The following is a 22,551-nucleotide window of genomic DNA, read 5'->3' on the forward strand; positions in this document are numbered from 1 at the left end:
AGCCGGATGCACGGCGCGCGGGATCGGCTATAAGCCCGGGGATCCGAGGATCCCCATGACCGCACCCTCCACGCCCCAAGTCCCCCTCCGCAGCCCCACCCCCGGCAAGCCCGAAGGCGCGCCGCGCCTCGGCGGGGCACTGGCCTTCCTGTTCTGGTGCGCCTGCGGCATCGCCGCATTGCCGCTGGCCGGGCTGTTCACGCTGATCTCTGCACTGGGCCTCACCGGCGCGCGCTCCGCCTTGTTCGATTCCTTCGCGGGTGCGGGCGTGGCGCAGCAGGTGCTGCGGCTGGGGCTGATGCCGCAGGTGGTCTTGTTCTGCTGGGCAGTGGCCATGGTGGTGCTCACCGTGGCCCGCGCGCGCATCGCGCTTCTCGTGCTGCCGTGGGTGCTGGTGCTCTGGCTGGCGACGACAGGCTACAGCCAGTTCGCCATTCGCGACGCCATTGCCCCGGATGGCGCCGATCTCGGCGCGTTCGCCGCGCTGATGCCGGGGCTCCTCGCGCAGGCGGCGGGCGTCGCAGCCTTCTTCGGCTATTTCCGGGAAGGCGCGCGGCCGCAGAGCTTCTACCGCCGCTGAGGCGGCGCCTCGTCTTCCAGCTCGCCGTGCGGCTCCACCGGCAGCCGCCTGCGCCGGCGGCCGTTTTCGGATGCAGCGCGGGTGGCAAGGCCAGATGCCCAGCCCGAGGCGGCATGGAGCGCGGCCCGCGCCGCATGGCGGGAGGCCGACGCCGCCGAAGCGACGCTCCGCCGGGCCAGCGCACCGGCCGTCGACGGTGCCGGAAGGGGGGCGGGAACGTCCGGCTCCTGCGCCGGTGCGAGGGCTGGCGCGCCCTTCTCCATATGCAGGCGCGCGGCGAGGCGCACATGCCAGAAGGCCGCAAAGCGCGCCACCCGTCCGGTCCATCCCGAAAGGCCGCCCGTGGCGAAGGGCTGGAGCAAGGCGATCCTGTCGTCCCGCTCGGCGATCGCGCCCACGATCATGCGCGCAGCGAGGAAATCGAGCCCCAGCGACCCCGCACCGGGCGCAAGCGCGTACCAGACGCCGCGCTCGCCCTCATACAGCATCGGCATGCCGCCCGGATCGGGCAGGCTTCGCGCCCGCGCGCCTTCCACCAGCCCGCTGCCGACCGGATAGACCTCGGCCGCGTGTCGGCGGAGCACGCGCGCCGCACCGACGCGCGTCATCACAGGCAGGGCCGATTGGGCGGCGAGCGCCAGCCGGTCGCCGTCCAAATGATATGCGAGCCCGGTGAGGCCAAACTCCTCGACGATGCCGGCATAGGGCACGTTGCTGCCCGGCAGCCGGAAGCCGCCCGAAACCCACGGCGCCCGTGGCAACCGGGCGACGCCCGAGCCGAGGCGGGCAAACGCCGCCGGTCCGCACACGGCGACCTGAAAGGCGCGGACCCGCTGGTTCGCCATATCGAGATACTTGCGGACGCCCTTCAGATCGACGGAAAGCGCGCCCTCCACATTGACGAAACGCACGCCGGCCGCCCGGGCCGCGTCTTCCAGCGCCGCGACGAGGGAAGCCGTGCGCACGCGTTCGGCCGGCACGACGCCGAGGCCGGCGGCAAAGGTCTCCGTGCCGAGCAGCGCCGCCAGATCGTCCGCGCCGACGAAGACTGTGGTATCGGGCGCCAGTTCGTGGTGCAGCTCGTGCTCGCGATAAAGGTCTTCGGCCGCGTGGGCACGCGCCACGGTGAGCCGCCCGCGCGGGCCGATCTCGACGCCGAGACGCTCGGCGAGGGCCAGCCCCGCCTCCGCAGCTTGGGCGGAGAGAATGAGCAGCTCCTGCGCATCGTCGCGGCCAACCCGGCTGGAAAGCTCGAGGGTCGAGAGCGGAAAGCCGGGAGCCACGACGCTGTCGAGCGGCCAGGAGGGCACGGCCGCCGAAGGGCCGGACATGGCCAGCAACACCACGTCGCGCCCGCGCCGGGCGAGATCCGCCGCCAGAACGAGGCCGGCAACATCGCCGCCGACCACGCAGACGTCGCAGTCGATGATCCGCTTGGGGCCCGCGGCGGAGCGCTCGGGCACCATCGCATCGTGCGCGGGGGGCCGGGGCGCAGACGTCTGGCTCATGAATTGGTCCAATAAGAGATGGGCAATGCTGACGCCGCCAGCTTGAGAAAGCGTTTATTTGCGGCGCTCTAATGGCGTTTGGCCGGCTATTGCGCCGGGGGGGCGTGACGCTGCGGCGCGGCAGCGGTCATTGCGCTGCACAGGCCGTGTGCCTCATAAGGAGCCGCAATTCGTTGATCGGTTAGTAACCATGCGCCGTCTCATTTTGCTGCGCCACGCGAAGTCGGACTGGCCGGACGGCATCGCCGACCCGGAACGCCCCCTTGCAGCCCGTGGCCGGAACGCGGCGCCCCGCATCGGTGCCTATATCGCGCAGGAACACCTGCTGGCTGATCGCATCCTGGTGTCGCCCGCCCGTCGGACGCGTGAGACGTGGGATCTTGTGGCCGCCCGCCTGCCGCCGCCGAAAGTGGTGGCGAGCGAGCCCCGCGTCTACGACGCGTCCGCCGCCCGCCTCATGACTGTGCTGCGCGAACAACCCAAGGACGCCCACAGCGTGATGCTGGTGGGCCACAATCCCGGCCTCGAAGACCTGGCCGAGCTGCTTGTGGCTTCGGGTCCGGCGCCCCATCTTGCCAGCATGGCAGAGAAATTCCCGACCGGCGGCCTCGCCGTCATCGACCTTCCCGTGGACGAGTGGAGCGCGACAGCGCCCGGCATCGGCCGCCTCGACCGTTTCGTCACCCCCCGCGATCTCGGCGGAAACGACTGACGATGGCGTTCTTCACGGACGCCGTGGACGATGCGCGCATCGCGCTTCAGGCCCTGGCGGATCGGGTGGAGGGCATCGCCCATCCCACCCTGCGCCTCGGCGTGACCGGCCTGTCGCGGGCGGGAAAGACCATCTTCACCACGGCCCTCATCCACGCCCTCACCAAGGGCGCGCGGATGCCCGTCTTCGAGCCGTACCAGTCCGGCCGCATCGCCCGGGCGGAGCTTCAGCCCCAGCCGGACGACGCGGTGCCGCGCTTTGCCTATGAGGGCCATCTGGAGATGCTGGGGGCGGAGCGGCGCTGGCCGTCCTCCACCACCCGCGTCAGCGAGCTGCGCCTCGCCATCCGCTATGCCACCCGGCGCGGCAGCCTCAAGACGCTGACCCTCGACATCGTGGACTATCCCGGCGAGTGGCTGCTGGACCTGCCGCTGTTGACCATGTCCTACGCCGACTTTGCCCGGCAGAGCCTTGCCCTCGCGCGGGCGCAGGCCCGGGCGGAGGTGGCCGCGCCCTTCCTCGCGGCGGTGGCCGACGCCCCCGCAAGCGGGCCAGCCGACGAGGCGCGGGCGCGGGAGGTGGCGGCGCGGTTCACCACATATCTCGCCGCCTGTCGCAGCGAGCGGCTGGCCATGAGCCTGCTGCCGCCCGGCCGCTTCCTCATGCCCGGCGACCTCGAGGGATCGCCTGCCCTCACCTTCGCCCCGCTGGAGGTGGAGGACGCGCCCTCTCGCGCCGACACGCTGGGCGGGATGATGGAGCGGCGTTTCGAGGCCTACAAGCACGCCGTGGTGCGGCCGTTCTTCCGCAACCACTTCGCGCGGCTCGACCGGCAAATCGTGCTGGTGGATACGCTCTCGGCGCTGAATGCCGGGCCCGCCGCCCTCGCCGACCTGGAGCGGGCGCTGGATGGCATCCTCGCCGCATTCCGCACCGGGCGGAACAGTCTGGTGAGCACCCTTTTCCGCCCCCGCATCGAAAAGGTGCTGTTCGCCGCCACCAAGGCGGACCACCTGCATCGGGCGAGCCATGACCGGCTGGAGGCCGTCTTGGGCCGTCTCGTGGAGCGGGCGCGCGAGCGGGCGCAGGACCGTGGCGCAACCCTCGACGTGGTGGCGCTCGCCGCCATCCGCGCCACCCGCGAGGCCCGCGTGCGGCGGGGCGGACACGAGCTGGATGCCATCGTCGGCACGCCCGAGGCCGGACAGGAGGCGGGCGGCCACGTGTTCGATGGCGAGGAGGAGGTGGCGGTGTTTCCGGGCGAGCTGCCGGCGGACCCGGATGCCCTTTTCGATCCGTCCGGTGCAGGTTTCCGGGGCCTCGCCTCATCCATGGCAGGCGACGGGCAGGACGACGTGGATTTCCGCTTCCTGCGCTTCCGCCCGCCTGCGGGCATCGGCGACGCCCCGATCCCGCACATCCGGCTCGATCGGGCGCTTCAGTTCCTGCTGGCCGACCGGCTCGTCTGAACCGGCGGCCGGTTCAGACGCCTTCGGTTCGGACACGCCTTCCGTTCAGAACTTGGTCGAAGCCCAGCGCACCATCTGCACCAGCACCTGCTCCTGCGCCTGATCGAGGGCGGCGGTGGCGGCGGGACCGGCCGATGAGGCGGCCGGCACGGCGGCGCGGAACACCTGCGCCGCCAGAATGCGCCCGCTCTGCGTTCCGATGAGCTTGGCGGAAATCTCCACCACGGCCACCGGCCCCTGATCGGTAATGCGCAGCGCGAAGGTGCGGATGTCCGTCACCAGCGTGTAGTCGGCATTCACGCCGTCGCCGGGACGGGCGACGCGGCGCAGCTTGCTGGCATTCTCGAACGCCTGGATGGTGCGGGCGTGCAGCAGCGCCGGGAGATTGTCGCTCCACTGGGCATCGGCGAGATAGGCGACCTGCCCAGCTCCGGGCTCCACCATGATCTTGTCGGTGTTGAGCACGGCAAGCGCCGTCGGCGCCACCACCACCAGTTGCCCGTTGCCGCTGCCGCCGGCCGTGAAGCCGCCGGGCGCCGAGAGGTTGTAGGTGGGAGTCGGGGTCGAACCACAGGCGGCGAGAGAGAGCGCGGCACCGACGAACAGGGACGCGGCAAGCAGGCGGCGCGCCAGGGAAGCGGCCTGGGTCAGCACAGCGGTACGGGAGACGGGAACGTCGCTCATGATCGGCTCATCGCCCGTATTTCGGAATGGAGTTGCCGCCGCCCAGGATGAATTGCTGAGGGTTGCGCTCGATGCCCTTGAGCACGCGGTCGATCTCGCCGAGGGTGCGGCGTCCGTCGGTGGCCAGCGCCTCGAACTGCTTCAGGCCGGGCCCGGTGAAGCGGCTGATCTCGGTGGTGAGGAGCGCGGTCCGCTGATCGAGATTGTCCGCCAGCTTGCGCACGGACGTGGCAGCCTCGGTGGCCTGGTTGAGCAGGCCGTTCTTGTCCTCAGTGGCAGCCTGGAGACTGGAAACCACCTTGTCCACCCGCTCGGCCACACCGTTAAGCTGCTTAACCAGCGCGTTCGACTGCTCGATCACGCTCGTCACATCGTCCGACTTGGAGGCGACCGCCTGGGCGAAGGTGTCGATGTTGTGGATGATGTTCTTGATCTCGTCAGGATTGATCGCGTCGAGAAGAACCTCGATCTTCTTCGCGGCTCCCTGCGCGGTATTGATCAGGCCCGACATGCCGGCCCCGCCATCGGATGCGATGCGGGGATAGCCGTTCGGGCCCGGCGGCAGCGGGGGAGCGCCCGGTTTTCCGCCACGGATCGACACCGCGATGATGCCGGTGAGGCCTTGCGACTCCAACCCCGCGCGGGCGTCGGAGAGCACCGGGACCTTGTTGTCGATGCCGATCTGGACCAGAACCTGCCCCGGCTGCCCCGGCACGAGGCCGAGGCTCGTCACCTGGCCGACAGGAATGCCGTTGAACAGCACCGAGTTGCCCTGGCGCAGGCCGGCGACCGAGCCGTCGAAGACGATCTCATAGACCTTGCGGGCCGTGGAATCGTGCGGTCCGGCGAACCAGTACACGAAGCCGAACGCGGCCGCGATGACGGCGAGCGTGAAGGCTCCGATGATGGTGTAGTTGGCCCGTGTTTCCATGCCTCATCCCGGTTCCGTTGCAGCCTGCCCCGCTTTACCGGCCCGCTCCTTGTCCTGACGCGCCGAAAGGCGCGCAATTGCCTCGATCGCGCCTAACGGCGCGCGCTCTGAACAGCCCGTGCCCGCGTGCCGTGGAAATAGGCCCGCAGCCAAGGGTGCTGTTCCGCCATCATGTCCTCGATCGTCCCCGCCGCGATCACCTTGCCGTCAGCGAGCGCCGCGATCCGGTCGCACACCGTGTGCAGGCTGTCGAGATCGTGCGTTACCATGAAAACCGTAAGCCCCAAAGTCTGTTGCAGCGTCCGGATCAGCTCGTCGAAGTCGCCCGCGCCGATCGGATCAAGGCCCGATGTGGGCTCGTCGAGAAAGAGGATTTCAGGGTCGAGCGCCAGCGAACGGGCAAGTGCCGCGCGTTTTATCATGCCGCCGGAAAGCTCGGAGGGTAACTTTTCGGCCACATCGCATTTCAGGCCGACCATCTCGATCTTGGTGAAGGCAATCTCGTCCAGAAGCCGCTGGGACAGCTTGAGATTTTCCCGAAGCGGGAACTGGATGTTCTGCTTCACCGTGAGCGAGGAGAACAGCGCGCCCTGCTGGAACAGCACGCCCCAGCGGCGCTCCAGCGCCGAGCGCTCGCGCTCGGAGAGGTCGTCGAGATTCTGCCCGAACACCTCCACCGTGCCCGAGGTCTTCGGAACGAGGCCGAGGATGGTGCGCGTCAGCACCGACTTGCCGCCGCCCGACGTGCCGACGAAACCAAGGATCTCGCCGCGGTAGACGTCGAGATTGAGGTGGTTCAGCACCACCCGGTCGCCGAATCCCACGACGATGTCGTGGACCCGGATGATGGCTTCCCGGCCGCTGGTCTGGAGTGTGGAGGGGGAGGTCTGCGCGTCCATGGCCGCTCACATGTCGATCGCGGCGAAGAACATGGCGAACACACCGTCCATGACGATCACGAGGAAGATGGCCTTCACCACCGAGGCGGTGGTGTGCTCGCCGAGGGATTCGGCGCTGCCGCCCACCCTCAGGCCTTCCATGCAGGCGACAAGGCCGATCGTCGCGGCCATGAAGGGCGCCTTGTACATGCCGACCTTGAACTGATCGAGGTCGATGGCAAGCTTCAGCCGATCGAGGAACACGTCGGGCGTGATGCCGCCATAGCCCCAGGACACCAGTCCGGCGCCGAAAATGGCGGACATGGAGCCGATGAAGGTGAGCAGCGGCAAAGCGATGACGAGCGCCAGGATGCGCGGCACCACCAGCACCTCGATGGGATCGAATCCCATCACGCGCAGCGCGTCGATCTCCTCGCGCATGCGCATGGAGCCGAGCTCCGCCGTGTAGGCGCTGCCCGAGCGGCCGGCGATCATGATGGAGACGATGAGCACGCCCAGTTCGCGCAGCACCAGCACGCCGACCATGTCCACGACATAGATGTCGGCGCCGAACCGGCGGAAATTGAAGATGCCCTGCTGCGCCAGGATGCAGCCGATGAGGAAGGTGATGAGCAGGATGATGGGGACGGCGCGGAAGCCCACCCGGTCGACCTGGTTCACCATGGAGGTGAAGCGGAAGCTGCGCGGGCGCGCCACCACCCGCAGCAAGGCGGCCACAGTGGCACCGACGAAGTTCAGAAGCGACAGCGCGTCCTTGGCAGCATTGACGACCTCGTGGCCGAAGCGCTCCAGAATGCCTTCATGCCGGCGCTTGGGCGGCACCGGCTCGTGCCCCATGCGGGCGAGTTCGTCCAGGAGCACCCTGTAGCGCGGCGCCAGCCCGACGACCTTGGGCTCGATGCCGGCGCCCACCCACGAGCGGCGCAGCCGCTCCAGCAGCAGGGCGCCGAAGGTATCCATGCGCTCGACGGAGGCGAGATCGATCTCGACGTCCTTGGGCTTGGCATAGGAATGGGCGGTATCGTTGACCGCCTGTTCCAGCTCGTCAGCATATTCAGACGTCCACGCACCGCGGCCGGCCACGGTCAGGCGGTCGTCCTGGCTGTGCACGGAAATCAACGAGGCGTGCGGCAACGCGGCGTCTCCAAAGGCGACCGGCGCGACACGCCGGATGGTCTCAACCCCAGAACTGACTTCGGACCTTACCGTCCGCAGCCCTACCACGACACCTGCCGCGGTCAAACCGTCGCCCCGCTTTACATTCGGCAGCAGCCCAAGCCCTTGCCGAACACGCTCCCGCCCCGCAAGGCAAGAACGCAATCTAGCCATACAGATGAGCGGAGGCGGCGTCGAGATCAGCCAGGACACACCTCGCCACCATCGTCACCTGCCCCGCGATGGGCGGCGCGGAATCGGCTATTAAGCTTAACCCATGGCCGAACTGTCTCTCAGCGTCGAGCGCTTTCCCATCGCCGGCACCTTCACCATCGCCCGTGGCTCCAAGACGGAGGCCGTGGTGGTGGAAGTGCGCCTCACCGTAGGCGGCATCACCGGTCGCGGTGAGTGCGTGCCCTATGCCCGCTACGGCGAGACCGTGGAAGGCGTGGTCGCGGCCATCGAGCAGCTCAGGGCGGACCTTGCCGCCGGCCTCAGCCGGGAAATGCTGCTGCACCGCCTGCCCGCCGGTGCCGCCCGCAATGCCGTCGACTGCGCCCTGTGGGATCTGGAGGCGAAATCCTCCGGCCTCGGCTGCGCTGAACTGGCCGGCCTGCCGCCCCTGCGGCCGGTGGTCACGGCCTATACCCTGAGCCTCGATACGCCCGAGGCCATGGCCCGCGCGGCGGCCACCGCCACGGACCGCCCGTTGCTCAAGCTGAAGCTCGGCGCCCCCGGCGACCGCGAGCGCCTCGCCGCCGTGCGCGAGGCGGCACCGGACAAGCGGCTCATTGTCGATGCCAACGAGGGCTGGAAGGCCGCCGATTTGCCCACCTTGTTCGATGCCTGCGCTGCCGTCGGCGTCGAACTCATCGAGCAGCCGTTGCCGGCCGACAACGACCGCCGCCTCGCCCGGATCGACCGGCCGGTGCCGGTCTGCGCCGACGAGAGCGTCCACGACCGGGCCGGGCTCGCGGATCTGCGCACGCGCTACGACGCCATCAACGTGAAGCTCGACAAGGCGGGCGGCCTCACCGAGGCGCTGGCATTGGCGGAGGCGGCGCACGGGCTCGGCTTCTCAGTCATGGTGGGGTGCATGCTGGCATCATCGCTGGCCATGGCCCCTGCCCTTCTGGTGGCCCAGGGCGCGAAGTGGGTGGACCTCGACGGGCCACTGCTGCTCGCCCGCGACCGCATCCCCGGGCTTCACTACGAGGGCGCTGTCGTCTCCCCGCCCGAGCCCCTGCTCTGGGGCTGAAGCCGCGCGGCGGCGAGGGCCACGCCCGCCCCCGCCAGACCCAGCGCGCAGCCCGCCAGAAAGGCCATGGGCCCGAACGCGGCCCAGAGCGGCCCGGCGGCCACGTTCGCAGCGGACGACATGAGGCTCGATGTCCAGGCGGCGGTGGTCTGCCCGGTGCCGGAGCGATGCTCGCTCACACCGCGGGTCACAAGATCGACCATGGCGAGATAGGTCGCAGCGAAGGTCAGGGCGTGCAGCATCTGCAGCGGCAGCAGCACGGCGAGGGGCGGATCGCTCGCCATCATTGCGAAGCGCACCACAGCCGCCGCGCCGCCGAGGGCGATCATTCCATAGGCGCCGAAGCGGCCCAGCAGTGGCCGACCGAAGCGGAACAGCACCATCTCGGCCGCGACACCCACCGCCCACAGGACACCGATGACCGTCAGCGAAATGCCCTCCGACCGCCAGTGGACGGTGGCGAAGAGGTAGAGCACCGCATGGCTCGCCTGCACCAGCCCGGCGGCGACGATGCCGGCGAGGAAGCCGAGCCGCGCCCGCCGGCCCGTGAGCGGAGACGGCATGGGCTCGGCCCGCGGCAGTTCCGGCAAGGCGAAGGTCGCGAGTACATAGGTCACGTGGCCGGCGACCATGAGCAGGACCACCGAATCCGCCCCCAGCGCGCCGACAATCACGCCGCCGGCGAGATTGGCCGCGAGGAAGCTCGCCGAGCCCCACTGCCGCGCACGGCCATATTCCGCCCGTCCCGCCCGGGCGAGGCGCGAGGTGTAGGAATCCAGCAGCGAGAAGCCGGGGAACCACGCCGCCGACATGGCGCCGAGGATCAGGAGGATCGCCGGGAGGCTGGAGGTGAAGGCCAGAAGCACCATGGCCGCGACCGTGGCCATGCCCAAGAGGGTGAGCAGCGCCCTCGGCCGTCCCAGACGGTCCGAGAGCAGGCCGAGCAGGGGTGTCGCGGCAAGCCGGCTGAGCATGGGCACGGCCAGCACGAGACCCATGGCCTCCGGTCCCAGTCCCCGCGCCTGCAACCAGAGCGGCAGATAGGGCTGGAAGATGCCGAGGGCAATGAAGAAGGTGCCGTAGGCCGCCCCCAGCCGCAGCGCGAGCGCGCGCGGCGGCAGATGCCCCTGCCCGTTCTCCCCGGCCTCGTCCACGATCGTCAGGCGGCGGCGAGGCAGCGGGTGAAGGTTTCCGCATCCACATTGCCGCCGGAGAGCACGATGACAGCCGTGCCGCCGGAAACGTTGAGCCGCCCCTCCAGCAGGCTCGCCAGCGCCACGGCGCCGCCCGGCTCCACCACGAGCTTGAGTTCGCGGAAGGCGTATTCCACCGCCCGTGCCACCTCGGCGTCGGTCACGGACGCCGCCTCGCCGACGATGCGGCGGGTGATTTCGAAGGTGATGGCGCCGGGGGTCGGCGCCAGCAGCGCGTCGCAGAAGGAGCCATCGGGCTGGGCATTGCGCTCGCGCACGCCGGAGCGGAAGGAGCGGGCGTGGTCGTCGAAGCCCGCCGGCTCGCAGACCACCACCCGCGCCTGCGGCGCAACCCGCTTCACGGCGAGCGCGATGCCGGCCACGAGGCCACCGCCGGAGGCATTGGCCGCCACGAGGTCCGGCACGCGGCCGAGGGCGGCGAGGTCCTGCACGATCTCAAGGCCCACCGTGCCCTGCCCGGCGATGATGTGGGGATCGTCATAGGGCGGCACCATGATGGCGCCGCGCTCCGCTGCAATGGCGCGGGCGATGGCGTCGCGGTCTTCGGTGCGGCGGTCGTAGCCCACCACTTCCGCACCGAGCGCCCGGGTGCGGTCGCGCTTCAGCGCCGGCGCGTCGTGGGGCATGACGATGACCGCCGGCATGCCGAGGATCTTCGCCGCGGCGGCGACACCCTGGGCATGGTTGCCCGACGAGCAGGCGACGACGCCGGCAGCGCGCGCCTCTTCGGGGATCTGCACCATGCGGTTGAAGGCACCGCGAAACTTGAAGGAACCGGTGCGCTGCAACGTCTCCGGCTTCAGGAATACGTCGGCGCCCATGCGCTCACTCAGCACCGGCGAGAACACCAGCGGCGTGCGGACGGCAAAGCCGAGGAGGCGCGCGGCGGCGGCATCGACATCTTCGGCGGTGGGAAGCGGGGCGGGCTGAATCTGGGAGGCGCTCATGCGCCGGAAGCTACCCGACGCCGCCGCCGAAGGCGATAGCGCCGCGCGATGGGTCCAATGTCATGCGCGATCAGCACGTTGTCGAGGAACTGCCGGGCACTCTCCCGCCACGTATAGCGCAGTGCGAAGCGGCGGGCGGCGGCGGGCGACAGCTCCAGCGCCTTGAGGCAGGCGGTGCGCAGATCTTCGTCCAGGATGCCCACCTGCTCCGTCGCATCGGCCAGCACGTCGGTCGGGCCTGTGACGGGATAGGCAGCAACGGGAAGGCCGCTCGCCAGCGCTTCCAGGAGCACGATGCCGAAGGTGTCGGTGCGGCTCGGGAAGCAGAAGACGTCGCAGGCAGAATAGACCTGCGCCAGGTCCTCGCCTTCCTTCGAGCCGAGGAAGTGCACGGCGGGGAAGCGCTCCTTCAGGCTGGCGAGGGCCGGGCCGTTGCCCACCACCACCTTGGAGCCGGGCAGATCGAGATTGAGGAACGCCTCGATATTCTTCTCAACCGCCACGCGGCCGACGAACAGATAGACCGGGCGCGGCAGGTTCAGCGTCGCCTCGGGGCGCGGACGGAACAGGTCGGCATCCACGCCGCGCGACCAGCGCATCAGCCGCTTGAAGCCGCGCGCCTCGAGATCCCGCTCCAGCGTGGCGGTGGAGACCATGACGCCGCCGCCAGCATTATGGAAGGAGCGCAACCACGCATAGGTCAGCCGCTCCGGCACCGGCGCGCGGGCGGCGAGGTATTCCGGAAATTTCGTGTGGTAGGACGTGGTGAAGGTGCGGCGCGAGGCGATGCACGCCCGGCGCACCAGGATGCCGATGGGCCCTTCGGTCGCGATATGCACGAAGTCCGGCTGCAGCGCCTCGATGCGCCGCATGATCATGCGAGGCGTGGCGAGGGCGAGCCTGATCTCGTTGTAGGTGGGCAGCGGGACGGTGCGGAAGCCCTGCGGGGTCAGGAACTGCATGTCCGCCCCGAGGTTCTCGGCCTCGCGGGCGGTATGCTCCAGGGATCGCACCACGCCATTGATCTGGGGATGCCACGCATCGGTGGCCACGAGAACCCGCATCAGGCCGCCGCGCGCGCCCCCTCGACGACCTCGCCTTCCTGGGCCGGCGCATTCTTTTCCAGCTTGCGCGTCCAGGAAATGATCTCGAGGCGGCCGTCCTCATGCTCGGCAACGGCGGTGCAGCTCTCCACCCAGTCGCCGCAATTGACGTAGCGGACGCCGAACTGGTCGTGGATGGTGGCGTGATGGATGTGGCCGCAGATCACACCATCGACCTGATGGCGCTTGGCCTCCTCGGCCACCGCCTCCTCGAACTTGCCGATATAGTTGACCGCGTTCTTCACCTTGAGCTTGGCCCACTGGCTCAGCGACCAGTAGGTGAGCCCGAGGCGGCGGCGGATCTTGTTGAGGTAGGTATTGATGCCGAGGGCCGCGGTGTAGGCCCAGTCGCCCAGGAAGGCGAGCCACTTGGCGTGGCGCACGACCAGATCGAACACGTCGCCGTGGATCACCAGGTAGCGCTTGCCGTCGGCCGCCTCATGGATGGCGGTCTCCACCACCTCGATCCCGCCGAAGTGGGTGCCGTAATAATCACGAAGGAACTCATCGTGGTTGCCCGGCAGGTAGAGCATGCGCGCGCCCTTGCGGCCCTTGCGCAGCAGCTTCTGCACCACGTCGTTGTGTTTCTGCGGCCAGTACCAGTTGGCCTTCAGCCGCCAGCCATCGACGATGTCGCCGACGAGATAGACGGTATCGGCTTCATTGTACTTGAGGAAATCGAGGAGCAGTTCGGCCTGGCAGCCCTTGGTGCCGAGATGCACGTCCGAGATGAAGAGGGCGCGATAGCGGCGCGTTTCAGGACTGTCGCTCACGCCCGATACCTCCACCTTCCGCGGCCCACCGGTGCGACCGTAACAGCCAGCCCCGGCTAAGGCGCCATCGTGGCACCGGTAAGGCGCCCCGCTCAAGTTCGCCGGCAGGCTGGCCCATTGACCTTCCCGAGGGGCCGGCGCGCTTGCTTTCGACGCTTCGGACTTAGCCGGAGTCGTGTATCCCTTTTATGACGTCCGCCCGCGAAAAGGAAGGCCACCTGCCCAATCCTGCGACTTGCACAGATTAGATGCAGATCATTGTTACCTCGGGAAGGCGGCTAACAGTCGAGGGTCGAATCGTCCAAGTCATTCCCTCCCGCGCCCGGTCGGGCGACCTGTCAAATCGCAACATCTCATCTCTGCCGGCGGGCGCGCGCGACCAACGCTCACCGTTGAGGGACGCATCCCGGGGCGCGGCATATTCGCCCCACGCCTTTCGTCGCATGCGGCGTGCGTCGCCTTGGGGCGCGCCGCCTCGGCTCCTGCCGGCGAAAATTATCCGTTCCACCATTGACCTTGGCCGAAGACCGCGCCAGCGTGCGCCCGCCTTGGACGGAGCTGATCCTGCACCGCCCACACCAGAACAACGCCATACAATTCCATCAGGAGCTCCCCCGATGAAGCTGGTCCGCTTCGGCGATTTTGGACGAGAGAAGCCGGGTCTAATCGATTCAGACGGCAAGGTCCGCGACCTGTCTGGCGTCATCGCGGATCTCAACGGCGAGACGCTCGCGCCCGAGAGCCTGAAGAAGATCGCCGCCCTCGACCCCGCGTCCCTGCCGCTCGCGCCGGAAGGCGCCCGCCTCGGCGCCTGCGTCGCCCGTCCGGGCAATTTCGTCGCGGTGGGCCTGAATTTCGCGGACCACGCCGCCGAGACCAACAATCCCATTCCCGAGGAGCCGGTGCTTTTCAACAAGGCGCCGAACTGCATCGTCGGCCCCAACGACGACGTGATGATCCCCAAGGGCTCGCTGAAGCTCGACTGGGAGGTGGAGTTCGCCTTCGTCATGGGCAAGCGCGCCCGCTATGTCGAGGAGAAGGACGCCCTCGACTACGTGGCCGGCTACTGCATCTGCAATGACGTCTCCGAGCGCCATTTCCAGATCGAGCGCTCCGGCCAGTGGATGAAGGGCAAGGGCTGCGAGACCTTCGGCCCGCTCGGCCCCTGGCTCGTCACCACCGATGAGATCCCCGACACCTCCACCCTCGCCATGTGGCTGGAAGTGAACGGTGAGCGCGTCCAGAACGGCTCCATGAAGACCATGATCTTCCGCATCCCGTTCCTGGTGCACTACATCAGCCAGTTCATGGTGCTGGATGCCGGCGACGTCATCACCACCGGCACCCCGCCCGGCGTCGGCCTCGGCTTCAAGCCGCCGCGCTTCCTGAAGGCCGGCGACGTGATGAGCGTCGGAATCGAGGGCCTCGGCGAGCAGCTGCAGACCGTGGTTCCGTTCAAGCTCTGAACGGAGATGGCGGCGGGGCATTGGTCCCGCCGCTTCACGCCATCGCATCGTCGGGCACCAGCCATCCCCGGTAGTGGACGACCCGGCCGAGCCCCGGAAGAGACACCTCCACATCGAACACCGCGCGGCCCTCGGCATCTACGCTCTCGGCCGTCCGGCTCATCGGCAGAAGCATGCGCGGCAGTGGAAGGCCGCAGCAGCGGCCGGCGACGACGGGATATGTGAGCCGACCAGCCTCTACCCTAAGCGCGATGTCGAAGCTGAGCGGCCCGAACCTTTCCCGCATCACTCCGCCACCGCCCGGAGAGAGCCGCGAGCGGAGCGTACGGCCGCCGAAGCGGCGCTCCCAGACCTCGCTCCCCTCGTGCCGCTCCATCCGGACCGTTACAGGGACACGCCTTCCTCCTGTTGGAAATCCCATCAGCACCCGGATCAGCCGCGCCATGCGGCCGTGGCCGGTCTCGATATGCGCCTCCCCCCGCCACCGCCGCACATCCATGACCGTGTGCAGATCGCGCAGGGCGGGCGGGAGCAGTCCGAACGCCGGCCCAAGCACTTCGGCGAATACGAGCGGAAAGGCCTTGGTCGTGCGGTCCGTGGCAATATTCAAATTCGCCATGGCCTGCTCCGCCTCGCCCAGCGCGAATGCCGCCACGCAAGGCCGCGCACCGGCGAAGACCGCGCCTGCCCGCAGTCTGCCGAGCATGACCCGGGCTGGGATAGCGGGCACGTGGGGGCCATCACCGGCGCCTGCGACAAGAACCCAGTCACGCAACTCCATGGCCCCCTCGCCCGTGAGGCCGGCCACGCGCACGCGCATGCCGCCCGTGTCCGAGCCGAACGGCTCCAGCTGCTCCGCCACCCATTTCAGCGCAGGCGCGAGGGTCGCGAGGGTCCGCACCCATCCCCAGCGCACGGGCAGGGACAGGAGCAGCAGTCCCCCCTGCATGATTTTCAGCTCAAGGCCCGCGCGGAACAGAACCGACCGCGCCTTGAAATGGCTTGGCAGAAGCGCGGGATCGGGTGCCGCGTTGAAGCTCGCCCAGCGTCCGGCAACCGGGCTTTTGCCCGGCACACGCAACGACACGCGCGATAGGCCGCTCCATCCCGGCACCAGCTCGGGGCGGCCGCCCCGCCACATGCGCGTCGGCCGGCCTGCCTGTCCGACGATGGCGCGTACCACGGAGAGGCCGCGCGGAGCGCGGTTGCCCGGCACGATGACCGTGTCGATCAGATGGATATCGGCCATGTCCGACGCGAGCTCCGCCACGGCGGCAGAGGACAGCGCCGGGACGCTCGAAACGCCGGAGAGAATGGCGAGGCCGGCCTGACGCGCGGCGGCGTCCAGCATGGCGATGCCGATCGTGAAGGCCGGGTCGTCGGACAGATCGAGATAGTGCGCCCCGGCCGCGATCGCCGCCTTGGCAACCCGGTAGGGCCGCGCACCGTAGGACTGGAACGGACCTGCGGCATCGATGACGAGAAAGGGCGACAGGAGCGCAACGCGATCCGCCAGCGCCGGGTCCTCCCGATCGATGACCTCGGGCCGGCCGCCGTGGACGGAGCAGAAGGCGGATGCGGCGTTCCTGTCCCGTCCGGCGACGACGAGGTCAACCCGCTCGTCCCGCGCAAGCGCCATGCAGATACGAGAGCCGAAGACGCCGTAGCCGCCGAGGACGAGGACAGTCTCACGCAATGAGACGCGCCTTCAGCTCCGCCGAAGGGGCCGGGCAGGCCTGCCGGCCGAAGCGATAGCGGTTGCGGGCGACGAAATCATACAAGGGGTCGGCGATCGTTTTGGGAATCCACCCGAGCGGAGCCAAGACAGCCCATGGCCAGCCGAGCGCCCCCATCGCTACCGCGAATGCTTGCAAACGCACATACGGGCGGCCGGAGACGATGACGATGTTGGTCTCCATCAGGTCCGCATCGAGGCCGTGCTGCGCATAGAGTGCCCGCCCGGGTGCCGACTGGGCTGTGACGAACAGGAAGCGGCGCTTGCGATCATGGCGGGCGATAAAGCGCGCGAAACCCGAGCAGAAGACGCAGGCACCGTCGAAGACGATGAGGTTCTGGGTGGGCGGAATGGAATCCATGGACATCGCCTGTCTCCGGGGCATCCATCCTATCCGACGCCGCCGGCCCGTCCATGGGTCAGCGCCACCCCGACCGCATAGCGCTTCACCCTCTGCGCGCAGGCGAGATAGACGAGGGTGATGCCGGCGACGGCGGCGAGGGTGGTTGCCGGAAGCGGCACGAAGCCGAACCAGCCGCCAATCCCGCTCAGAGGCACCACGAAGGCGACGGCCAGCGCGCCCAGCGCGGAGATGATCAGCGTCCGGTCCGGCGGCGTCTCGCCGAGCGGCAGGCGGGTGCGGATGAGGAAGACCACCAGCACCTGCGTGGCGATGGATTCCAGGAACCACGCCGTGCGGAACGCCTCCACACCTGCGCCGAGCACCAGCAGCAGCACGGCGAAGGTGAGGAAATCGAACAGCGAGGAGAGCGGCCCCATCACCGCCGCGAACCGCACCAGCCCCTTCATGTCCCACTGCTGTGGCGTGGCGAGGTCCGCCTCATCCACGGCATCGAAGGGGATGCCGACCTCGGAAAGGTCGTAGAGCAGGTTATTGAGCAGGATCTGCGTGGCGAGCAGCGGCAGGAACGGCAGGAACAGGCTGGCCGCCGCCATGGACAGCATGTTGCCGAAGTTGGAGCTGGCGCCCATCCGCACATATTTCAGGATGTTGGCGAAGGTCCGCCGCCCCTCCTCCACCCCGTCGGCCACCACGTCGAGGTCGGGTGCGAGCAGGATCATGTCGGCGGCGGCGCGGGCCACGCCCGTCGCTCCATCCACCGACAGGCCGACATCGGCGAGCTTCAGGCCGGGCGCGTCGTTCACCCCGTCGCCGAGGAAGCCGACGGTCTCGCCATCGGCCATCAAGGCCCTCACCACCCGCACCTTCTGGTTCGGCGTCATGCGGCCGAAGACGTTCACGCTGCGCACGCGCACCCTCAGGGCGTCGTCGGACAGGTGCGCCACTTCGGCGCCGGAGAGCATGTCCGCTGCATCGATGCCGAGTTCCCCGGCGACGCGGGCGACCACCGTTGGGTCATCCCCCGACAGCACCTTCACCCTGACCCCTGCCCCCCTCAACCGGGCCAGCGCATGGGCGGCGGTGGGCTTGGGCGGGTCCTCGAACAGGCAGAAGCCTTCCAGCACGAGACCGGATTCGTCCTCCGGCTCCAGGCTACCGGTGCGGGCCATGCCGTCCGGCGTGCCGGCGCGCGTGGCGATGGCGATCGCGCGCAGACCCTGCTCCGCGTGCCGCTTGAGCTGGGTCGCGATGGCGGCACGGGCCTCAGCGTCCAGTTCGACGATTGCGTCCCCAATCCGGCGGCTGGTGCACACGTCCATCACCGCTTCCGGCGCGCCCTTGCAGACGAGGAGGCGCTCGCCGGCGCCGTCCCCTGCCCGCTCCGCCAGCACCGAACCACGTCGGCGCTCGTAGCCGAAGCCGAGGCGGGAGGGGGCCGACCAGCCGTCCGCCGCATCTGGCGCGGCGGCGGCAAGGGCCGTATCCATCCAGCTGCGATCGCCCGCCAGCTCCGCGCACAGTGCTGCGAGTTCGGCTGGCCGATGCGTCGCCTGCCCGCTTGCGTCCTCGCTGCCGGCGAGGACGATCTCGGCGGAGGTGAGCGTACCGGTCTTGTCCGTGCAGAGCACCGTCATGGCGCCGAGGTCGTGGATGGCGGTGAGGCGTTTCACGATCACCTTGCGCTGCGCCATGCGCACCGCCCCGCGCGAGAGGGTGACGGTGGTGATCATGGGCAGCAGCTCGGGCGTGAGGCCTACCGCAAGCGCCACCGCGAACATGAGCGATTCCAGCAGCGGCCGCCCCAGCACGAGATTCACCGCCAGCACCGCCACCGACAAGACGCCAGCGGCGCGGGCGATGACGAAGCCGAGGGCCCGCAGGTCGCGCTGGAAAGGCGACAATGCGGAATCTTCCGCGAGCAGGGCAGCAGCGGCGCCGAACAGGGTCGAGCGGCCGGTGGCGACCGCGAGCGCCACCGCCTCGCCGCTCTGCGCCACCGCGCCACGAAACAGCGCGTTCGTCGCCTCCGCCGCCACCGTGGACGAGACGGCGCCGGGTCGCTTCTCCACCGCATAGGGCTCGCCCGTGAGCGCCGCCTCGTTCGCGGCGAAGCCATCGGAGGAGAGGATCACCGCATCCGCCGGGATGATGTCACCTGTGCGCACGCGGAACACGTCGCCGGGCACGATCCGGTCCGTGGGGAGCGTGCAGAAAACGCCATCGCGGCACACCTCGGCCGTCAGCGCGACCTGCTCGCGCAGGGCCGCCGCAGCGTTGGAGGCTCGCGCCTCCTGCACCGTGTCGAGACCGATGGATGCGACGATGACGAGGATGATGATGGCCGCGCTCGCCGCATCTCCCGTCGCGGCGGAAACGCCGGCGGCCACGAGCAGCATGAGGATCAGCGGTTCCAGCAGGCGGCGCAGCAGGGCGCGGATCGGTCCGCTCCGGCTCGGCGGCTTGTCGAGGTTGGGGCCGAAGCGATCAAGCCGCTCGGCCGCCTCGGTGGAGGACAGTCCGGTGGTGCCGCAGGTGAGGCGCCGGCAGAGGGCGTCCGGCGCCTCTGTCCAGAAGGCCGCCGTCCCCGCATCGACAGGTGCGCCCCCGACGGGAGAAGCCTTGTCCTGCGAACCCTGTCCGGCGATCTCCACGGGCGGCCTCCGGCGCTGTTCGAGCCGCCGGGAGCCTAGAGCACATTTGCGGCCAGCGGGTACCGGCCTCGATCAAGAAATGGCGGCGAAGGCGACCTTCCGCAGCGGTCTCATTGCATCGTGGTCGTGGCCAGCCAGCTCTTCACTGCGCCCAAGGCCTCAGTGCGGTTGCCGGTGCGGTGCTGGGCCTCCTGGAAGACGGCGAGCTGCACGTCGGCGCTGGTGCCCTCCTCTGCAATGGTCCGCACGCGCATGAGGGCGTCGAGGCAACCCAGCGCCTCCGCGTCCGAGGCCACGAGGTTGACGAGCCCATCCACCGCATCCCGCACAGCCACGGCGCGGCGCTGGGCAAGGTCCACGAATGACCCGTGCACGCCATAGCGCTGGGCGCGCCACTTGTTCTCGTCGGCAATGGCCCGGTCCACCGGACCCACATCGCGGTTGTGGTGGGGATTGCGCACGAGGAAGCGCACCAGCGAGCGGTAGAGGGCGGCGATGGCCACCGTGTCGGTCGAGCGGGTGCAGCTGTCCGGCGCGCGCAGTTCCAGCGTCGGCAACTGGCGGGAGGGGCGGATGGCCCACCACACATAACTCGAATCGGTGATGGCCCGCGCCGCAACCATGGCTTCCACATAGCGCTCATAGGCGGCGCTGTTCTCGAACATCTCCGGCAGGCCGGTGCGCGGCAGCTCGTCATAGGCGGCAAGCCGGTAGCCCATGAGCCCGGTCTGCTTGGCGCCCCAGAAGGGCGAGGAGGTGGAGAGGGCGATGAAGTGCGGGATATAGGGGACGATGCGGCGCATCACGTCCACCCGCTCGTCCGGGTCGGGCAGTTCCACATGCACGTGCAGGCCGCACACCATGTTGCGCTCGCCCAGCATCTTGAGGTCGTTCATCACGCCGTCGTAGCGGTTCGCCCGCGTGGCGCGCACGCCGTCCCAGGTGGCGGTGGGGTGGGTGCCGGAGGCGATGACGGCGAGGCCGTGCTCGCCCGCGACCTGCGAGACGGCGTGGCGTAGTCCGCGTATTTCATCCAGCGCGCTGCCGATGCCGGTGACCGGGCGGGTCGCGATCTCCAGCTGCGACTGGAGCATCTCCACCGAGACGGCGTCGCCCAGCCGGTCCTTCAGCTCGTCGAAAAAGCCTGCCGGCATGCGCCTTTGCACCGCCTTCGTCTGGGCGTCGACGACGAAGAACTCCTCTTCGATTCCGAAGCTGTAATCGTTCGACACGGAGCCCTCCACAGAACCTGGCGTCACGGCGAGCCAGTAACGCCCGCCTTATTGCGAAGTTCCGGGGAGACTGACGCGAAATCAGTCCAAATTTGGGCACTGATTCACGCGCCAGAATGCACGTTAAGGTTCAATGTCTTCCCGCGATGCACGCGAGATGGACAAAATCCAAAGTAGTTCGCAAACGAATCGCAAGAACTATTTTATTTCCCACGATGGAACAAAAGCCCCCTATTGGCGTTCTCACAGCCTCACCGGCGCGCCGCATTCACCAGAGCAAGGGCGGCCACGGCTGCCGTATCGGCGCGCAGGATGCGCGGACCGAGGCTGAGGGTGAGGCCTCTGGGGGCGATGCGCGTGCGCTCCTCGGGGCTGAATCCCCCCTCCGGGCCGATCAGTACGCTCACCGGTCCCGGACGGGCCTGCTTCAGCGCGGCAATGGGGTCTTCGTCGGCCGAGGCCTCATCGCAGAACACCAAAAGGCGGTGCTCGGCGAGGGACGCAAGCCAGCTGTCGAGCGGGCGCGGCTCCTCCACATGGGGCAGACTGAGGATGCCGCACTGTTCGGCGGCCTCGACGGCATTGGCCGTCATGCGCTCGACATTGACGCGGGAGACCTGGGTGTAGCGGGTGATGACCGGGCTGAGGATGCCCGCGCCCATCTCCACCGCCTTCTGAACCATATAATCGAGCCGCGCATGCTTCAGCGGCGCGAACGCATATTCCAGCGTCGGCGCGGGCGGCTGGGCGCGGGTCTCGCGCAGAACTTCGAGGCGCACCTCGCGCTTGCCGCCGGCGATCCGTGTCGCTCGCCACTCCCCGTCCCGGCCGTTGAACAGGAGGATGTCCTCGCCGACCCCAAGGCGGATGACGTTGGCCACGTAATGCGCCGCCTCGCGCTGCAGCACGATCTCGGCGCCCTCGGCCAGATCGGCGGCGACGTGCAGGCGTTGGGCGTGGAAATCGTGCTCGGGCATGGCGGCTCCTCTCGCCGGAGGGACACCACGCATCGGCGCGCGTTGCAAGCTTGCGGTTCCGACCCCGAAAACGAAAACAGGCGGAGACCCGAAGGGCCCCGCCTGTCTCACCCCCCGAACGCCCCTCGGGAGACAACGCCCTGACCGGCGCTCAGGTATTATCCACAAGGGCAGCCTTTGGTTGCATCCCCCGAATGGAGGATGCGAGGGACGCAGATACCGTGTCAGAGGCGGCAAGGCGTCGCCCGGAGCCCCTCAAGGCTCGGTATCGACGCCTCCCTGTCAGAGCTTACTTGGAGCCGTCGGGCTTGAACTGGGCGAGGAAGGCGATGAGGTCCTTGCGCTCGTCCTCGTTCTTGACGCCGGCGAAGGCCATCTTGCCCTTGGGCACGAGGTGCTTGGGATTCTCGATGTAGTCGTTGAGGGTCGCCTCGTCCCACACCTTGCCGGCGGCGGCGCCGTCCTTGATGTCCTGGGAATAGGCATAGCCCTCGAAGTGCGCCCACTTGGCGCCGACGATGCCGTTCAGCGGCGGGCCGACCTTCACCTTGGCGTCGGGGCCGATGGCATGGCAGGCCATGCACTTCTTGAATACGGTCTCGCCCTTGGCGACGTCGGGGTCGGCATAGGCCGAACCGGTGGCGGCGGCGAGGACAAGGGCAGAAGCCAGAACAAGACGCATTGAGCTATATCCTCTCTGTCGGCCGGGCCCCGGCTGTGCATGGCGGTGGTGTTCGCACCTGCAGTTTCGCGGAAGCCAGCTTGGATGCTTTACCGGGCAGACGCCTCCACCTAGGACACGACATATACCCCCGGCGGAGGGGTCGGGTTCCTTAGCATGTTTCCAACCCGGCCTTCGATGCGACCTTGAGACCACCCGGAACGACGGCTTG

At 68.8% G+C, this 22,551-nt stretch carries 20 protein-coding genes; 5 read left to right on the forward strand and 15 right to left on the reverse strand.

The features are described 5' to 3' along the window. Positions 1-55: 55 nt before the first annotated feature. Positions 56-580: a hypothetical protein gene (locus A37E_RS0122370; RefSeq protein WP_029558652.1), complete on the forward strand. Its 525-nt coding sequence runs from the start codon at positions 56-58 to the stop codon at positions 578-580. On the opposite strand, the gene A37E_RS0122375 is transcribed toward A37E_RS0122370, so the two are convergent. Next, positions 568-2,088, reverse strand: a complete 1,521-nt coding sequence (locus A37E_RS0122375) for an FAD-dependent oxidoreductase (RefSeq protein WP_081837732.1) — start codon at positions 2,086-2,088, stop codon at positions 568-570. The two genes, A37E_RS0122370 and A37E_RS0122375, sit on opposite strands and share 13 nt — an antisense overlap. Positions 2,089-2,278: 190 nt before the next feature. Here A37E_RS0122375 and A37E_RS0122380 point away from each other — a divergent pair, with 190 nt between their 5' ends. Both A37E_RS0122380 and A37E_RS0122385 read left to right on the forward strand, forming a co-directional pair. Then, the gene (locus A37E_RS0122380) at positions 2,279-2,800 is read left to right on the forward strand and encodes a histidine phosphatase family protein (protein WP_024278884.1); all 522 of its coding nucleotides are present in this window, start codon (positions 2,279-2,281) and stop codon (positions 2,798-2,800) included. A gap of 2 nt (positions 2,801-2,802) precedes the next feature. After that, entirely contained in the window at positions 2,803-4,269 is a 1,467-nt protein-coding gene (locus A37E_RS0122385) for a YcjX family protein (RefSeq protein ID WP_029558654.1), read from the forward strand. Positions 4,270-4,314: 45 nt separating this feature from the next. On the opposite strand, the gene A37E_RS0122390 is transcribed toward A37E_RS0122385, so the two are convergent. The 4 genes from A37E_RS0122390 to A37E_RS0122405 form a co-directional block, all read right to left on the reverse strand. Next, positions 4,315-4,953 carry an ABC-type transport auxiliary lipoprotein family protein gene (locus A37E_RS0122390; protein ID WP_024278882.1) on the reverse strand — a complete coding sequence of 213 codons (639 nt, stop codon included), beginning with the start codon at positions 4,951-4,953 and terminating at the stop codon, positions 4,315-4,317. A gap of 7 nt (positions 4,954-4,960) precedes the next feature. Further along, entirely contained in the window at positions 4,961-5,884 is a 924-nt protein-coding gene (locus tag A37E_RS0122395; RefSeq protein ID WP_029558655.1) for an MlaD family protein, read from the reverse strand. A gap of 92 nt (positions 5,885-5,976) precedes the next feature. Beyond that, positions 5,977-6,783, reverse strand: coding sequence for an ABC transporter ATP-binding protein (locus A37E_RS0122400; protein WP_024278880.1), 807 nt, complete (start codon positions 6,781-6,783; stop codon positions 5,977-5,979). A 6-nt stretch (positions 6,784-6,789) separates the two neighbouring features. Further along, positions 6,790-7,902, reverse strand: coding sequence for an MlaE family lipid ABC transporter permease subunit (locus A37E_RS0122405; RefSeq protein WP_280938303.1), 1,113 nt, complete (start codon positions 7,900-7,902; stop codon positions 6,790-6,792). Between the two features lie 313 nt (positions 7,903-8,215). On the opposite strand from A37E_RS0122405, the gene dgcA reads away from it, so the two are divergent. After that, a complete protein-coding gene (gene dgcA, locus A37E_RS0122410) occupies positions 8,216-9,196 on the forward strand; it encodes an N-acetyl-D-Glu racemase DgcA (RefSeq protein ID WP_029558656.1) in 981 nt (326 codons plus the stop codon). Here dgcA and A37E_RS0122415 read toward each other — a convergent pair. Genes A37E_RS0122415 through A37E_RS0122430 form a run of 4 tightly spaced genes read right to left on the reverse strand, consistent with a single transcriptional unit; the run spans position 9,148 to position 13,233 of the window. Beyond that, the gene (locus tag A37E_RS0122415; protein ID WP_051679264.1) at positions 9,148-10,350 is read right to left on the reverse strand and encodes an MFS transporter; all 1,203 of its coding nucleotides are present in this window, start codon (positions 10,348-10,350) and stop codon (positions 9,148-9,150) included. The two genes, dgcA and A37E_RS0122415, sit on opposite strands and share 49 nt — an antisense overlap. Positions 10,351-10,355: 5 nt before the next feature. Next, a complete protein-coding gene (locus tag A37E_RS0122420; RefSeq protein WP_029558658.1) occupies positions 10,356-11,357 on the reverse strand; it encodes a threonine/serine dehydratase in 1,002 nt (333 codons plus the stop codon). After that, the gene (locus A37E_RS0122425) at positions 11,354-12,421 is read right to left on the reverse strand and encodes a glycosyltransferase family 1 protein (protein ID WP_029558659.1); all 1,068 of its coding nucleotides are present in this window, start codon (positions 12,419-12,421) and stop codon (positions 11,354-11,356) included. Before A37E_RS0122425 ends, A37E_RS0122420 begins: the two co-directional genes overlap by 4 nt. Beyond that, positions 12,421-13,233, reverse strand: a complete 813-nt coding sequence (locus A37E_RS0122430; RefSeq protein ID WP_024278874.1) for a UDP-2,3-diacylglucosamine diphosphatase — start codon at positions 13,231-13,233, stop codon at positions 12,421-12,423. The genes A37E_RS0122425 and A37E_RS0122430 overlap by 1 nt, the downstream gene beginning before the upstream one ends. Before the next feature lie 617 nt (positions 13,234-13,850). On the opposite strand from A37E_RS0122430, the gene A37E_RS0122435 reads away from it, so the two are divergent. After that, positions 13,851-14,699: a fumarylacetoacetate hydrolase family protein gene (locus tag A37E_RS0122435; RefSeq protein WP_029558660.1), complete on the forward strand. Its 849-nt coding sequence runs from the start codon at positions 13,851-13,853 to the stop codon at positions 14,697-14,699. A gap of 34 nt (positions 14,700-14,733) precedes the next feature. Here the strand turns inward: A37E_RS0122435 and A37E_RS0122440 are convergent, their stop codons facing one another. The 6 genes from A37E_RS0122440 to A37E_RS0122465 form a co-directional block, all read right to left on the reverse strand. Beyond that, the gene (locus A37E_RS0122440) at positions 14,734-16,395 is read right to left on the reverse strand and encodes an SDR family oxidoreductase (protein WP_029558661.1); all 1,662 of its coding nucleotides are present in this window, start codon (positions 16,393-16,395) and stop codon (positions 14,734-14,736) included. Continuing rightward, the gene (locus A37E_RS0122445; RefSeq protein ID WP_081837861.1) at positions 16,388-16,795 is read right to left on the reverse strand and encodes a DCC1-like thiol-disulfide oxidoreductase family protein; all 408 of its coding nucleotides are present in this window, start codon (positions 16,793-16,795) and stop codon (positions 16,388-16,390) included. Before A37E_RS0122445 ends, A37E_RS0122440 begins: the two co-directional genes overlap by 8 nt. A gap of 29 nt (positions 16,796-16,824) precedes the next feature. Next, on the reverse strand, positions 16,825-19,443 hold the full coding sequence (gene mgtA / locus A37E_RS0122450; RefSeq protein WP_051679482.1) for a magnesium-translocating P-type ATPase: 2,619 nt from the start codon (positions 19,441-19,443) through the stop codon (positions 16,825-16,827). A gap of 116 nt (positions 19,444-19,559) precedes the next feature. After that, entirely contained in the window at positions 19,560-20,681 is a 1,122-nt protein-coding gene (locus A37E_RS0122455; RefSeq protein WP_245279405.1) for a carboxylate-amine ligase, read from the reverse strand. A gap of 251 nt (positions 20,682-20,932) precedes the next feature. Next, positions 20,933-21,658 carry a 16S rRNA (uracil(1498)-N(3))-methyltransferase gene (locus A37E_RS0122460; protein WP_029558666.1) on the reverse strand — a complete coding sequence of 242 codons (726 nt, stop codon included), beginning with the start codon at positions 21,656-21,658 and terminating at the stop codon, positions 20,933-20,935. Positions 21,659-21,947: 289 nt separating this feature from the next. Next, positions 21,948-22,340: a cytochrome c family protein gene (locus tag A37E_RS0122465; protein WP_024278867.1), complete on the reverse strand. Its 393-nt coding sequence runs from the start codon at positions 22,338-22,340 to the stop codon at positions 21,948-21,950. Between the last annotated feature and the right edge of the window lie 211 nt (positions 22,341-22,551).

This window comes from Xanthobacter sp. 91 (assembly GCF_000702385.1).
In the GTDB taxonomy this organism is placed as follows: Bacteria; Pseudomonadota; Alphaproteobacteria; order Rhizobiales; family Xanthobacteraceae; genus Xanthobacter; species Xanthobacter aminoxidans.